This is a genomic window from Blastococcus sp. SYSU DS0510 (assembly GCF_054050835.1).
The window spans coordinates 21,772-34,401 of sequence record NZ_JBJHAC010000021.1 but is presented as its reverse complement, the minus strand read 5'-3'; the positions used below and the strand labels follow the sequence as shown (position 1 = coordinate 34,401).

13 protein-coding genes are annotated in these 12,630 nt (G+C 75.6%); 7 read left to right on the top strand and 6 right to left on the bottom strand.

The window, feature by feature from the left end:
* Position 1: 1 nt before the first annotated feature.
* Genes ACI79P_RS16460 through ACI79P_RS16450 form a run of 3 tightly spaced genes read right to left on the bottom strand, consistent with a single transcriptional unit; the run spans position 2 to position 2,128 of the window.
* Positions 2 to 1,015 (bottom strand): NADP-dependent oxidoreductase, encoded by a 1,014-nt coding sequence (locus tag ACI79P_RS16460; protein WP_456582131.1) that lies wholly within the window; start codon positions 1,013 to 1,015, stop codon positions 2 to 4.
* A gap of 57 nt (positions 1,016 to 1,072) precedes the next feature.
* A complete protein-coding gene (locus ACI79P_RS16455; protein ID WP_456582130.1) occupies positions 1,073 to 1,471 on the bottom strand; it encodes an ArsR/SmtB family transcription factor in 399 nt (132 codons plus the stop codon).
* Entirely contained in the window at positions 1,472 to 2,128 is a 657-nt protein-coding gene (locus ACI79P_RS16450; protein WP_456582129.1) for an SRPBCC family protein, read from the bottom strand. It lies immediately after the preceding gene.
* A gap of 138 nt (positions 2,129 to 2,266) precedes the next feature.
* On the opposite strand from ACI79P_RS16450, the gene msrA reads away from it, so the two are divergent.
* The 6 genes from msrA to ACI79P_RS16420 all read left to right on the top strand — a co-directional run bounded on the left by msrA (position 2,267) and on the right by ACI79P_RS16420 (position 8,536).
* The gene (msrA, locus tag ACI79P_RS16445) at positions 2,267 to 2,920 is read left to right on the top strand and encodes a peptide-methionine (S)-S-oxide reductase MsrA (RefSeq protein ID WP_456582128.1); all 654 of its coding nucleotides are present in this window, start codon (positions 2,267 to 2,269) and stop codon (positions 2,918 to 2,920) included.
* 97 nt (positions 2,921 to 3,017) lie between these two features.
* Positions 3,018 to 3,935 carry a haloalkane dehalogenase gene (locus tag ACI79P_RS16440; protein WP_456582127.1) on the top strand — a complete coding sequence of 306 codons (918 nt, stop codon included), beginning with the start codon at positions 3,018 to 3,020 and terminating at the stop codon, positions 3,933 to 3,935.
* 8 nt (positions 3,936 to 3,943) lie between these two features.
* Positions 3,944 to 5,074 carry a class I SAM-dependent methyltransferase gene (locus tag ACI79P_RS16435; protein WP_456582126.1) on the top strand — a complete coding sequence of 377 codons (1,131 nt, stop codon included), beginning with the start codon at positions 3,944 to 3,946 and terminating at the stop codon, positions 5,072 to 5,074.
* A 124-nt stretch (positions 5,075 to 5,198) separates the two neighbouring features.
* Positions 5,199 to 6,782: a methyl-accepting chemotaxis protein gene (locus ACI79P_RS16430; protein WP_456582125.1), complete on the top strand. Its 1,584-nt coding sequence runs from the start codon at positions 5,199 to 5,201 to the stop codon at positions 6,780 to 6,782.
* A 184-nt stretch (positions 6,783 to 6,966) separates the two neighbouring features.
* On the top strand, positions 6,967 to 7,986 hold the full coding sequence (locus ACI79P_RS16425; RefSeq protein WP_456582124.1) for an anti-sigma factor RsbA family regulatory protein: 1,020 nt from the start codon (positions 6,967 to 6,969) through the stop codon (positions 7,984 to 7,986).
* Positions 7,987 to 8,032: 46 nt separating this feature from the next.
* The gene (locus ACI79P_RS16420) at positions 8,033 to 8,536 is read left to right on the top strand and encodes a MarR family winged helix-turn-helix transcriptional regulator (protein ID WP_456582123.1); all 504 of its coding nucleotides are present in this window, start codon (positions 8,033 to 8,035) and stop codon (positions 8,534 to 8,536) included.
* 12 nt (positions 8,537 to 8,548) lie between these two features.
* On the opposite strand, the gene ACI79P_RS16415 is transcribed toward ACI79P_RS16420, so the two are convergent.
* The 3 genes from ACI79P_RS16415 to ACI79P_RS16405 form a co-directional block, all read right to left on the bottom strand.
* Positions 8,549 to 10,390: a diguanylate cyclase domain-containing protein gene (locus ACI79P_RS16415; protein WP_456582122.1), complete on the bottom strand. Its 1,842-nt coding sequence runs from the start codon at positions 10,388 to 10,390 to the stop codon at positions 8,549 to 8,551.
* A gap of 68 nt (positions 10,391 to 10,458) precedes the next feature.
* Positions 10,459 to 11,469 carry an ATP-dependent DNA ligase gene (locus ACI79P_RS16410; RefSeq protein ID WP_456582121.1) on the bottom strand — a complete coding sequence of 337 codons (1,011 nt, stop codon included), beginning with the start codon at positions 11,467 to 11,469 and terminating at the stop codon, positions 10,459 to 10,461.
* Positions 11,470 to 11,577: 108 nt separating this feature from the next.
* The gene (locus ACI79P_RS16405; protein ID WP_456582120.1) at positions 11,578 to 12,099 is read right to left on the bottom strand and encodes an NUDIX domain-containing protein; all 522 of its coding nucleotides are present in this window, start codon (positions 12,097 to 12,099) and stop codon (positions 11,578 to 11,580) included.
* A 38-nt stretch (positions 12,100 to 12,137) separates the two neighbouring features.
* On the opposite strand from ACI79P_RS16405, the gene ACI79P_RS16400 reads away from it, so the two are divergent.
* The gene (locus ACI79P_RS16400) at positions 12,138 to 12,623 is read left to right on the top strand and encodes a DnaJ family domain-containing protein (protein WP_456582119.1); all 486 of its coding nucleotides are present in this window, start codon (positions 12,138 to 12,140) and stop codon (positions 12,621 to 12,623) included.
* The last annotated feature ends 7 nt before the right edge of the window (positions 12,624 to 12,630 follow it).

The following is a 12,630-nucleotide window of genomic DNA, read 5'->3' as shown; positions in this document are numbered from 1 at the left end:
GTCAGTCGGCGAGCTTCACCACCATCTTGCCGGTGTTCCCGCCGCGCAGGAGGTCGAGGAAGGTGTCGACGGCGTTCTCCAGGCCCTCGCGCACCGTCTCGCGGACGACGAGGTCCCCGGAGGTGACCATGCCGGTGACCTTCGTCGTGAACTCGTCCCGCAGGTCGGCGTGGTCGCCGACGATGAACCCGCGCAGGCTGAGCTTCTTGGTGACCATCATGAACATGTTGCGCGGCCCCGGCGCCGGCTCGGTGGCGTTGTAGCCGGAGATCGCGCCGCACAGCGCGCCGCGGCCGAACTCGTTGAACGCGCCGATGGCGGCCTCGAGGTGCTCGCCCCCGACGTTGTCGAAGAACACGTCGATGCCGTCGGGCGCGGCACCGGCGAGCAGCTCGGCCACCGGGCCGTCGTGGTAGTCGAAGGCGCGGGTGAACCCCACTTCCTCGGTCAGCCAGCGCACCTTCTCCGGCGTCCCCGCGCTGCCGATGACCGCCGCGGCGCCGAACAGCTTCGCGAACTGGCCCACCAGGCTCCCGACCGCGCCCGCGGCGCCCGAGACGAAGACGGTGTCGCCCTCCCGGAACTCCGCGAGCCGGAACAGCCCGGCCCAGGCGGTCAGCCCGGGCATCCCCAGCACGCCGAGGTGGTAGCTCGGCGGGATGCCGGGCAGCTCGGGCAGCACCCGGACGTGCGCGGCGTCGAGGACGGCGACGTCGCGCCAGGCGGCGTCGGCGAGCACGAGCGCGCCCTCGGGGACGGCGGGGGAGCGGGAGGCCACGACCCGGCCGACCGCGCCGCCCCTCATCGTCTCGCCGATCTCCCAGCGGGCCGCGTAGGACTTCCCGGCGTTCATCCGGCCGCGCATGTAGGGGTCGACGGACATCACCAGCATGCGGACGACGACCTGCCCCTCGGCCGGGTCGGGGTGCTCGAGCTCCACGAGCCGGAAGTCGTCGGGGGTGGGCTCGCCGTGCGGGCGGGCCGCCAGCTGCCATTCGCGGGTCGTGATCGGCATGCGGCCCATCCTGCCGGGCGGTGGATGCGTGCGCCGACTGCGACGAGGTCGTGGTGATCAGCCCGCCCGGTGGCCACCGGGTTCGTCGCTCTCCGCGGCCCCCGGGTGCCCCGGCGCCGTCCGCCGGGCCCGCTGCCCCCGGGCCACCTCGGTCGCCAGCGCGTCGAGGGGCTGCGCGAAGGCGGCCAGCGGATCGGTCAGCGCCGCCAGCCAGGCCTGGGCCGCCACGACCCCGGCCGGGTCGAGGGCGTACAGCCGGCGGGTGCCCTCGGCGCGCACCGTGACCAGCCCGGCCTCCCGCAGCACGCGCAGGTGCTGTGAGACGGCGGGCTGGGAGATCGGCGCGGTCCGCTGCAGGCCCGAGACGATCGCCCCCGCCGGCTTCTCCCCGGTGGAGAGCAGCTCCAGGATCTGCCGGCGGGTGCGGTCCCCCAGCGCCTCGAAGGTCCCGTTCACTCAGCTCCCGGCGGCATCCTCGGACGGCGGGGTCGTGTAGAACGCCACCGTACGGTCGGCCGCCTCGCGCGCGGCGGCGGGGTCGTCGCCGTCGGCGGCCGCGGCCTCGGCCCACCCGGCGGCCGCCCGGCGGGTGAACTCCGCCCCCTCGGACGTCAGGGTGAACGTCGCCGCGAGCTCGGGGTCGACCGGGCCGCCGCTCTCCAGGTGCAGGCCCAGACCCATGAGCGCCAGGTCCCAGCCCACGCCCACCGCCCCCGGCCCGAACTGCGCCCAGAACTCCGGGTCCACCGGCGTCTCGTGCACCAGCTCGAGGGTGGTGCCGCCGTCGGACGGCGCGAGGTGCACCCGCAGCCAGGAGACCGTCCCGCCGAACTCCCAGGTGACGGCGAAGGACTCGGGCTCCTGGCAGCTCTCGACCACCCCGCCGGCGTTGCCCTCGAGCTGGTAGCGGCCCCCCGGGCGCAGCTCCCCGCTCACCGGCAGGAACCAGCGGGGGAGCCGCTCGGCGTCGGTCAGCGCGCCCCAGACGTCGGCGCGGGCGGCCCGGTAGGTGCGCCGGGCGACGGCGATCCGCGTCGGGGCGCCGCCCCGGGAGCCGGTGCGCACCTCGCGGGTGACCAGGCCGGCCGTCGAGACGGGGTCGATGGTGGTCATGGCGTCCCTCTTTCCATAAGCGTCAACTTATGGAATGACCGTAGCGCCGCACCCGGGCGCCCGGCAAGCCCCGCGCGCGCGGGCGGACGCCCTGCTCGGGGCGGGATCGGTGTTGCACGACCGACCTAGAGTGGGGTCATGCTCTTCTCCCGGTCCAAGACCCAGCCGGTGTCGGCCGAGGACGCGCTGCCCGGCCGCGCGCAGCCGCTGCCCCACGTCCCCGAGACGCACGCCGTCAACGGCAACCGCATCCAGCCGCCCTTCCCCGAGGGCATGCAGACCGCCGTCTTCGGCGCGGGGTGCTTCTGGGGCGTGGAGAAGGTGTTCTGGCAGCTGCCCGGCGTCTACTCGACCGCTGCGGGCTACGCCGGCGGGCACACGCCCAACCCGACCTACGACGAGGTCTGCTCGGCGCGGACCGGGCACACCGAGGTCGTCCTGGTGGTCTTCGACCCGGCGGTGACCTCCTACGAGCAGCTGCTCAAGGCGTTCTGGGAGGACCACGACCCGACCCAGGGCATGCGGCAGGGCAACGACGTCGGCACCCAGTACCGCTCGGCGATCTACTACGCCTCACCAGAGCAGGAGAAGGCGGCCCTGGCCACCCGCGACGCCTACCAGGAGCGGCTGAAGGCGGCCGGGTACGGGGAGATCACCACCGAGATCGCGCCCCTGGGCGAGTTCTTCTACGCCGAGGACTACCACCAGCAGTACCTCTACAAGGTGCCGAACGGCTACTGCCCGGTGCACTCGACCGGCGTCTCCTGCCCGGTGGGCCTGCCCGGCGTCTGACAGAGGACCCCCTGCCCCCCACCGCTCGCAGGCTCGTGGCGGACCCCTGCAGGGGGCCGTTCCAGCACGTCCCCCACCGCCGGTAAAGACTGGGGGTATGGAGACCCTCCGCACGCCCGACGAGCGCTTCGCCGACCTGCCCGACTTCCCGTACGAGCCCCGCTACGTCGAGGTCGACGACGGCGAGGGCGGGCGGCTGCGGGTGGCCTACGTCGACGAGGGCCCGGCCGACGGCGAGACGGTGCTCCTGCTGCACGGCGAGCCGTCCTGGTCGTTCCTCTACCGCCGGATGATCCCGGTGCTCGTCGACGCCGGCCTGCGCGTCGTGGCGCCCGACCTGGTCGGGTTCGGCCGCTCCGACAAGCCGGTCTCCCGCGACGACTACAGCTACGCCCGGCACGTCGGGTGGATGCGGCAGGCGCTGCTCGACGAGCTCGACCTGCGCGACCTCACCCTCGTCTGCCAGGACTGGGGCGGGCTGATCGGGCTGCGGCTGGTCGCCGAGAACCCCGACCGGTTCGCCCGGGTCGTCGTCGCCAACACCGGCCTGCCCACCGGCGACCAGAAGATGAGCGAGGCGTTCCTGGCCTGGCAGCGGTTCTCGCAGGAGAGCCCCGAGTTCCACATCGGCCGCATCGTCGGCAACGGCACCGTCGGCGGGCTCGCCCCCGAGGTGGTCGCGGCCTACGACGCCCCCTTCCCCGACGACCGGTACACCGCCGGCGCCCGGCAGTTCCCCGCGCTGGTGCCGACGTCGCCCGACGACCCGGCGGCCACGGCCAACCGCGCGGCCTGGGAGGTGCTGATGAGCTGGGAGAAGCCGTTCCTCACGGCGTTCTCCGACGGCGACCCGATCACCGGCGGGGGCGAGCGGGTGTTCCAGAAGCTGGTGCCCGGCGCCCGTGGGATGGCGCACACCACGCTGGCCGGCGGCGGTCACTTCCTGCAGGAGGACGTCGGCCCCGAGCTCGCGCGCGTCGTGGCCGACCTGGTCGCCGCCACGCCCCGCCGCTGAGGGCCGGCGTGGCGCTCAGCCCCGACGAGGTCCTCGGCGCGCTCCGGCGCACCCCGGACATCGAGGCCCCCGACCTGGTCGCCGTCGACGCGACCGACCGGCTGCTGCTCGACCTCGCGGCCGACCTCGTCCCCGGCTGCGGTCCCGACGAGGTCGCCGTCGTCGACGACTCCTACGGAGCGCTCGCCCTGGGGCTCGCCGCCCGGCACGGGTTGACCGGCGTGCGGGTGAGCCAGGACCTGCTGGTGGGGGAGCGGGCGCTGGCCGCCAACGCCGAGCGCGTCGGCCTCCCGGGCCGCCACCGCTCGCTGCCGCTGGGTCCCGGGCTGGCGGCGGGCGCCCGGGTGGTGCTGGTCAAGGCCCCCAAGGGGCTCGACGCGCTCCGGGAGATCGCCGAGGTGGTCGCCGGGTCCGCCGCCCCGGACGTCACCGTCCTGGTGGGCGGACGGGTCAAGCACATGACGCACGCGATGAACGACGTCCTCCGGGACTCGTTCGACGAGGTGCAGGCGAGCCTGGCCCGGCAGAAGTCCCGGGTGCTGGTGGCCCGCGGGCCGCGGCCGCGGCCGACGTCCTTCCCCCGGCGCCAGGAGCACCCCGACCTCGGCCTGACCGTCTGCGCGCACGGCGCCGCGTTCGCGGGGACGAAGGTCGACGTCGGCACCCGCGCGCTGCTGCGGGCGCTCCCGGAGATGGCCCCCGACGCGCGGACCGCCGTCGACCTCGGCTGCGGCACCGGCGTGCTGGCCGCGCTGCTGGCGAGGAGCCGGCCGGAGCTCCGGGTCCTGGCCGTGGACCAGTCCTCCGCCGCCGTCGCCTCGGCCGCGGCGACGGCGGTCGCCAACGGGGTCGCCGACCGCATCGAGGTGCGCCGCGACGACGCCGGCGCGACCGTGCCCGACCGCTCGGTGGACCTCGTGGTCTGCAACCCGCCGTTCCACGTGGGCGCGGCGGTGGTCACGACCGCCGCCGACCGGCTGTTCGTGGCGGCGGCCCGGATGCTGCGGCCCGGCGGCGAGCTCTGGACGGTCTACAACTCGGCGCTGCGCTACCGCCCGGCGCTCAACCGGGTGGTCGGGCCGACGCGGGTCACCGGGCGGGACCCGAAGTTCACGGTGACGGTCTCCGTGCGCCGCTGAGCTGAGGCGGGCGGGGCGCGAGTGGTGGCTGGCGTCACGGCTCGGCATCGGTACGCCCCTTCGGGTTGATCCTTCCCCCCGCAGCCCGACCACGGGAGGGAGGGATCCGACCGAAGGAGTTTCGATGACCGGGCGACTGCGCCGCGTGAAGGTGAGCACCCGTCTGATGACGCTGGTGCTCGTTGCGGTGATCGGGATGGCGACGATCGCCGTGATCGGCGCGCTGCACGTGCGCGCGACCATCGAGGAGGAGCAGCGCAACCAGGCCCGGGTGGCGGTGGAGGCCGCGCTGGGCGTCGTCGCCCACTACGGCGAGCAGGAGGCGGCCGGCGAGCTGACCCGTGCGGAGGCCCAGGCGGCGGCCGCCGCCGGGATCCGCGGGCTGCGGTACTCCGGCGAGGAGTACTTCTGGATCAACGACATGACCCCCCGCATGGTCATGCACCCGATCAAGCCCGAGCTCGACGGTCAGGACCTGTCGGCCAACGAGGACCCCGACGGCAAGAAGCTGTTCGTGGAGTTCGTGAAGGTCGTCGAGGCCGAGGGCAGCGGCTTCGTCGACTACCTGTGGCCCAAGCCCGGCGAGGAGGAGCCGCAGCCCAAGATCTCCTTCGTCACCGGCTACGAGCCCTGGGGCTGGGTCATCGGCTCCGGCATCTACGTCGCCGACCTCGACGGCGCGTTCCGCGCGGAGCTGGTCGCCATGGCGCTCTGGGCGGTGCCGGTCAGCGCGCTCATCGTGGCCCTGTCGCTGGTGGTGTCCCGGAGCATCGACCGGCCGCTGCGGGAGATGACCGAGGTGCTGAGCACCGGAGACCTGCAGCGCCGCCTCGACGAGGGCGCCGGCCGGACCGAGCTGGACCAGCTGGCCGGGGCGGTCAACACCACGCTGGGGCGGGTCGCCGGCGTCGTCAGCGAGGTCGGCCAGGCCTCGCAGGTGCTCGAGGAGGCCGCCCGCACCCTGTCGTCGACCAGCGAGTCCATCGCCGGCACGGCCGACCGCTCGCAGGTGCAGGCCGAGGACGTCACCCGCGCCACCCGGGAGGTCAGCAGCGGGATCGAGGCGGTCGCCGCGGGCGCGGAGGAGATGGGTGCGTCCATCCGGGAGATCGCGCACAACGCCGCCGAGGCCGCCCGCATCGCCGGCAGCGCCGTCTCGGCCGCGGAGACGACGACGGCGACCGTGGCGAAACTGGGGGAGTCCTCGGTGGAGATCGGCAACGTGGTGAAGGTGATCACGAGCATCGCCGAGCAGACGAACCTGCTGGCGCTGAACGCCACGATCGAGGCCGCGCGTGCCGGGGAGGCCGGCAAGGGCTTCGCGGTGGTGGCCAACGAGGTGAAGGAGCTGGCGCAGGAGACGGCGAAGGCGACCGAGGACATCGCCAAGCGGGTCGAGGCGATCCAGACCGACACGGGCAGCGCCGTCCGGGCGATCGGCGGTGTCACCGCGATCATCGCGGAGATCAACGACTACCAGACGACGATCGCCTCGGCCGTCGAGGAGCAGACCGCCACCACCAACGAGATGAGCCGGTCCATCGGGGACGCCGCCGAGAGCGGCCGGTCCATCGCCGGCACCGTCGCCGAGGTCGCCCGTGGCGCCCAGGAGACCTCCACGGGGGTCGCCGCCATGCAGGCGGCGGCGGACGACCTGGTCCGCATGTCGGGCGAGCTGCGGAGCGTGGCGGGGGCGTTCCAGAACTGACACCGCCGGGCGGGCGGTGGGGTGCGACCCCCACCGCCACCCGGTGTGCCGGGGGTGCGGCGAGCGACCCCGAGGGGTGAACACGCGGCGTTCGCCGCGCCCTCCTGCAGGACGTGGCCGACGATGTCGCAGAATGCTCAACCAGTCGGCCGGGTCGCTCCGGTCCGAGGCTGCGGGAGACCGGATGGCGCGGGTGATCGGCGAGGGCGTGGCTGCGGCCGCCGCGTCGGCCCAGCCGGCTGCCCGGCCGGGGCCGACGGTCCCTCCCGGCGGCGTCTCGCACGTCGCCGCGCTGGTCGGTTCCGACGACGAGCTGCTGGCCGCGACCCTGCCCTACCTCGAGGAGGGGCTGCGCGCCGACGACCTGGTCGTGCTCTCCTGCCCCCCGGCGACGACGGCGCTGATCAGCGAGGCGCTCGGCGAGCGGGCCGGGGCCGTCGAGCAGGACGCCCGGCTGTGCCTGCTCGAGGCGACCGTGCCCGACGCCGTCGCCGCCAGCCACGATCTCGTGCGGCGGGCGCAGGGCACCGGCTCGGGGCGGCTGCGCTTCGCGGGGCAGGTCCGGTTCGGGCCCGCGCCGCGCAACTGGCGGGAGGGCCTGCGCTACGAGGCCGCCGTGAACCTGCTGCTCGCCGCCCGGCCGGTGTCGGGGCTGTGCCTGTTCGACCGCCGGGAGCTGGCCCCGGAGGTGCTGGCCGGCGCGGCCGCCACGCACCCCTGGCTGCTCACCGGCGGTGGGCTCATCCCGAGCGAGGCCTTCGAGGAGCCTGCCGACTACGCCCGGCGGCTGCCGGTCCCGCGCGAGCCGGTGGAGGACGTCGCCCCCGCACTGGCCGTGGACGACGCCCCGTCCCTCGTCGAGCTCCGCCGGTTGCTGCGGGCGGTGATCCACGCGCACGTGCCCGATCCGGACCAGGCCGCCGACCTGCACTTCGCCGCCAGCGAGATCGCCAGCAACGCCTTCCGGCACGGCGCCCGCCCGGTCTCGGCCCGCGTGTGGGCCGACGGCGAGCGGCTGGTGTGCGCCATCACCGACCAGGGAGGCGGCACCGACGTCCCCTTCCCGGGTTTCCGCCCGGCGCACGGCGTCGACCTCGCCCAGGGCGGCATGGGGCTGTGGCTCACCCGCAAGCTGTGGGACCACGTCGACCTCCTGCCGGGTCCGGAGGGTTTCACCGTCCGGCTGAGCTCCCGGCTGCGGTGATGCGCGCCGGTCCGGCGGAGCGGTCCGGGCGGTTACGGTGAGCGACGTGGAGGACGCCGTCGACCTGATCCTCGAGCAGTGGGCCCGGGAGCGTCCGGACCTCGACTGCTCGCCGATGGGGATCGTCGGGCGCATCACCCAGCTCCAGCGCGAGGTCCACCTCGCCCAGCGGGCCACCTTCGCCCGGCACGGCCTCGACGCGCCGTCCTTCGACGTCCTGGCGGCCCTGCGGCGGGCCGGGGCGCCCTACCAGCTCACGCCGACCGCGCTCATGCGCACGGCGCTGGTCACCTCCGGCGCGATCACCCAGCGGCTGGACCGGCTGGAGGAGCGGGGACTGATCACCCGCGAGCGCAGCGAGGCCGACGGGCGGGCCGTCGTCGTCACGCTGACCGACGTGGGGCGGGCCGCCCTCGACGCGGCGCTGCCCGACCACCTGGAGACCGAGCGGCGGCTGCTGGAGGCGCTGCCGTCGGGCGACCGGGAGCAGCTGGCGGACCTGCTGCGCCGCCTGCTGGTCAACCTGGGCCGGGTGCCGCAGCAGCCCTGACCGCCGCGCGGGTCAGGGCAGCGCCTCCTCCACCGCGCCCAGCAGGGCGCGGGAGTCCTTGCCGGTGCGCTTGGCGGCGTACATCGCGGTGTCGGCGCGGTGCAGCAGCTCCTCGGCCGTGCAGCCGGCGCCCCCGAGCGCGCCGCCGATGCTCGCGGTCACGGTGATCGTGCGGGACCCCACCCGCACCGGCTCGCGCAAGGCGGTCAGCAGGCGGTCGGCGACGTCGCGCAGGCGGCTCCCGTCGGCGTCGGCCAGCAGGAGGGCGAACTCGTCGCCGCCCAGTCGCGCGACCACGTCCTCGCCCCGCACGTCGGCGGAGAGGCGGGCGGCGACGGCCAGGAGCAGCTCGTCCCCGGCGGCGTGGCCCAGGGTGTCGTTCACGGCCTTGAAGTCGTCGACGTCGACGAACAGCACCCCCGGGCAGGCGCCGGGGTCGGCGTCGGCGGTGGCGGCGGCCAGCCGCTCGTTGAAGGCGGTCCGGTTGAGCAGCCCGGTGAGCGGGTCGGTGGTGGCCTGCCGGCGCAGCTCCTCCTCGAAGAGCTTGCGGTCGGTGACCTCGCGGAAGTTGACCACCCAGCCCTCGATGCCGACGGCGTCCACCCGGCCGCTGATGCGCATCTCCACCCAGCGGGTGCCACCCGAGCTGTGCTGCACGCGGATGTCGGTGTCCACGACGCCGGAGCCGCCGCCTGCCGTGCGGCTGGCCGCGGAGACGGCGGCCTGGAGGCGCGGCTGGTCGCGGGGATCAGCCAGTGAGATGGCGTCGCGCCCGACGTAGTCCGCCGGGGGGCGACCGAGCAGCGACTGGACCGCCGGGCTCATGTACGCGACCGCGCCCGCGGCGTCCACGATGGCGATGACGTCGGCGGCGTTCTCGAGCAGGAGCTGGAGGCGCTCCTCGCTCTCGGCCAGCGCCGCCCGGGTGCGCTCCCGCTCCCGGCTCAGGGCGAACAGCCGCCACAGGGCCAGCCCGGTGAGCAGCGTGCTGCCCCCGCCCAGGAGGTGACCGACGACACCGTGGTCCACCGTCCACAGGACCAGCACGGCGGGGTTGACGAGGAGGACGGCGCCCACGGCGACCACCCGGCCGAAGGTGGTGTCCCGGCCGGGGGCGGCGCCGGGGCCGAGGGCGGCGACCGAGGGGTGCCGCCCGGCCAGGCAGAGCGCGGCGAGGGGGAGGAGGGAGACCGGGTCGAGCAGGGCGGAGGCCCGCGGCGTGGAGCCGGTGAGGATGGCGCCGCCGTACGCGGCCACGGCGAACGCGGCTGCGGTGAACAGCGCCGTCGTGGTGACCGTCCGGCCGCGGGTGAGCGCCAGCGGCACGCAGACGATGAGCAGGACGGCGGTGAGCAGCGGCGTCCCGACGTTGACCTCGACCAGGTCGTCCGGGTGCGCGTGCCGGTCCCCCTGCACGGCGAGCAGGATGAGGCCGGCCGCCAGCAGGAGGGTGAGGGTGTCGGTCCAGGACGCCCAGTCGCGGCGCCGTCGGCCGCCGCGGACCACGCCCACGGCCCCCAGGCCGACCGCCACGTAGGCGGCCACGTCGAGGACGGACTCCAGCGGCGTGCTGATGCGGGGGGCCACGCCGGCCAGCGCGGCGACGTCGGCGATGCAGCTCAGCGCGAAGAGGGCGAGCCCGGCCGCCAGGCCCGACCAGGCGACGACGAGGGGGGTCCGGTGCCGCCGCAGGGCGGTCAGCACCCCGGCCAGTCCCAGGGCGTACAGGACGATCTCGGCGGCCGGGCGCCACGGCCCGTCCGGGACGACGGTGACGACCAGCGCGATCACCAGCACGACCAGCGCCGCGTGGACCCAGGCGGCGCGGGCGGTCGGGGTGTCGGGGCCGGTCACGCGAACCCATCGGCACGGGGACCGCGGTCCTTGACGACCCCACCCCCACGAGGGGGGCCCGGTGCAGGTCAGACGCCGGGCAGGTCCTCGGGACGGAGGTCGGGGCGCACCCGGACGAAGCGCAGCGGGTGGCGGAACACCCCGGCCTGCAGGGCCGCGTCGGCGCTCACCTCGACCACGGCGGTCGGCTCGACGCGGGTGAGGGGCACGGCGAGGCGGCCGCCGCCGAAGCGGCCGGTGCCGATGCGCTCGGGCCAGGGGTGGTCCGGGCCGGCGGGGCGCAGGACGGCGGCCAGCTCGGCCGACTGCGCGGGGGAGAGCGGGCTGCTGCGGCCCACGACGACGAGCTCGCCGTCGCGGTAGCGGCCGGCCACCAGCTGGCTCGGCCGCTCGACCGGGCCGATGACGCCGCCGGCCAGCACCTCCGTCGTCTCCCAGCTCTTGACCTTGAGCCACTCGCGGCGGCCGGGGGCGTACCGGCTCGCTGCCCCCTTCACGACCAGGCCCTCGACGCCGGCCGGGCGGTAGTCGTCGAACCACCGCCGCGCCTCGGCGGGGTCGGCGGTCACCGGCGAGAGCTGCATCGGAGGGGCCCAGCGGCCGGCCAACTCCTCCAGGGCGGCCCGGCGGCGGGTGAAGGTCCGGCCGCGGAGGTCCTCCCCGCCGGCGGCGAGCAGGTCGAAGGCGACGTAGGAGGCGGGCGCGGCGGCGACCTGCGCCGCGATGCGCCCGGGGGAGGCCACCATGCGCCGCTGCAAGAGCCCGAAGTCCAGCCGGTCGTCGTGCCACACGACGACCTCCCCGTCGACGACGGTCCCGGCGGGCACCTGGGCGAGCGCGGCGGCGGCGACGTCGGGGAACCGGTCGGTGAGATCACGCCCCTGCTTGGACCACAGCCGCGTGGAGCCGCGGTCGCGCACGACGACCAGCCGGTAGCCGTCCCACTTGGGTTCGTACCGGCACCCACCGCTCAGCGCGGGCGGCGCGGGGATGTCCCGGACGGGCTTGGCCAGCTCCACGGCGACCGGCCCGGCGAGCTCGGGCGGCAGCGCGGGCAGGCCGGGCACGGACAGGGGCACCCGGACAGCCTGCTGGTGGGCGGGGCGCGGCGCACGCCGGCGGGAGCGGGTCACACCCGTTCGAGGGCCGGTCACCACGCTGCGTCGCGGCGCGGGCGCGGCGGGCCTTCAGCGGAGCAGCAGGAGGGCGTAGGCGGCCAGGGAGGGCCCGTCGGTGAAGCGGCCGTCGCGGATCATGGCCCGCAGCTCCTGCTCGGGCACGAACGCCGACACCATGTCGGCCTCGGTCACCTCGCGGGCGGTGGGGCCGGCCGTGAGCTCCGTCGCCAGCCAGACGTCGAACTCCTGGGTGCAGAGCCCCGGCGCCAGGTCCAGGTGCCCCAGGTGGGTCAGGGCGCCGGCGCGGAGCCCCGTCTCCTCGGCGAGCTCCGCCCGGGCCAGCTCCTCGGCCGAGCCCTCGGCGCCGTGCGTCCAGGTGCCCTGCGGGAACTCCCAGGCGCGGCGGCCCAGCGGGTGGCGGTGCTGCTGCACCAGCCAGAAGCCGTCCCGCTCCGCGGGCAGCACGAGGGCGAAGTGTGGCCTCTCCACCACGCCGTAGATGCCACGGGATCCGTCGGCGCGTTCCACGGTGTCCTCCCGCACCCGGATCCACGGGTTGCGGTACACCTCCCGGCTGCTCGTCGTCCGCATGGTGGCGAGCCTGGCAGATGCGTGGACCATGGACGGCGATGACCGAGCGCAAGCCGCCCGGGGTCTCCTTCGAGACCTGGGTGGACACCCAGATCGCCCGCGCGCGGGAGCGCGGTGACTTCGACGGCCTGGACGGCGCGGGCAAGCCGATCGCCGGCCTGGAGCGCGAGACGACCGCGTACGACTGGGCCGTCGCCAAGGCCCGTCGCGAGGGCATCGAGACCGCGGAGATGCTGCCCCCGGGCCTGGCGCTGCGCCGGGAGCGGGACGTGCTCCCCGAGCGCGCCGCCCGGCTGGCCACCGAGGAGGCCGTGCGGGCGCTGGCCGAGGACTACAACGCCCGCGTCGAGGCCTTCTGGCGCACCCCGCAGCCCAGCCGGTGGTCGCCGGTGCCCGGCCTGGCCGACGTCGAGGCGCTGGTGGAGGGCTGGCGGCTCGCCCGACCCGCCCCGGGGCCGGAGCCGGCGGCCGTCGAGCAGGCGGCGCCGGCGGTCCGGCGCCGCTGGTGGCGCCGGAGCGGCTGACCGGCCC